Origin of the sequence: Kitasatospora sp. NPDC048296 (genome assembly GCF_043201815.1) — a bacterium.
GTDB lineage: Bacteria > Actinomycetota > Actinomycetes > Streptomycetales > Streptomycetaceae > Kitasatospora.
Window position 1 is genome coordinate 1,260 of record NZ_JBICZB010000180.1, and the last position, 1,127, is coordinate 2,386.

Below are 1,127 nucleotides of genomic sequence, written 5' to 3' on the forward strand. Positions count from 1 at the left end.
CGTCATCGAGATGGTCAGCACCTCGCTGCGCAAGATCGACACCACGGGCACGGACCACGGCCCGGCCGGACTGGTCAAGTACCACAAGCTCTTCAGTGACCCCCGGCTGCCCGGAGTCCTCACCTGGACCGCGGTGTGGACGGTCGCCGTCGTCGGCCTGACCATGCTGATCTCACTCGCCCTGGCCCAGCTGTTCAACCAGAACTTCCCCGGCCGCCGCCTCACCCGCTGGGCGCTCATCGCCCCCTGGGCCGCCTCCGTGCTGATGACCGCGATCGGCTTCCGCTGGATGCTCGACCAGGTCGCGGGCGTGTTCAACCGGCTACTGCTCGACCTCGGCCTGATCGACCACCCCCAGGCATGGCTCGGCGACGCCGCCCACGCCAAGCCCTGGCTGATCCTCGTCGCCGTCTTCGTCTCACTGCCGTTCACCACCTACACCCTGCTCGCCGGCCTCCAGACCGTCCCCGCCGAGGTCTACGAGGCCGCCCGGGTCGACGGCGCCACCCCCTGGCAGACCTACCGCAAGATCACCCTGCCGCTGCTGCGCCCCGCCTTCCTGGTCGGCCTGGTGATCAACCTGATCAACGTCTTCAACTCGTTCCCGGTCATCTGGGGCATGACCCAGGGCGGCCCGAACGCCGACACCGCCACCACCACCGTGTTCATGTACATGCTGCGCGGATACGACGTCGCCGAGTCCGCCGCCATGTCCGTGGTCAACTTCGCCGTCGTGATCCTCATGGTGATCGTCTTCCTCAAGGTCAGCCGCTGGAACGGGGAGGAAAGCTGATGACCACCCTTCAGTTGCCGCCGACGGCCCGCCGTCCGCGCGCCCGCACCGTCCTGTTCACCACGCTGGCCTGGGCGCTCGCCGCGCTCTTCCTGCTGCCGTACGTCGAGATGCTGATCACCGGCGGACGTCCGGCCGACCAGCTGCGCGACAACTCGTACCTGCCGACGCACTTCGACTGGTCCTCGTTCACCAAGGTCTGGACCGACACCACGCTCGGCCAGAACCTCCAGATCACCCTGCTGGTGGCCGGCGGCTCGACACTCCTGGTGCTGCTGGTCGCCCTGCCCGCCGCGTACTACACCGCCCGGGTCCGCTTCCGCGGCCGCAAGGC

1 protein-coding gene and 1 pseudogene are annotated in these 1,127 nt (G+C 68.4%); both read left to right on the forward strand.

All coding sequences use genetic code 11. The features are described from left to right. Nucleotides 1-793, forward strand: a 793-nt coding sequence (locus tag ACGF12_RS38295) for a carbohydrate ABC transporter permease (protein WP_393041187.1), incomplete at its 5' end; no start/stop codon positions are given. After that, nucleotides 793-1,127: pseudogene (locus ACGF12_RS38300) on the forward strand (carbohydrate ABC transporter permease); the annotation flags it as partial. The gene ACGF12_RS38295 and the pseudogene ACGF12_RS38300, both read left to right, overlap by 1 nt.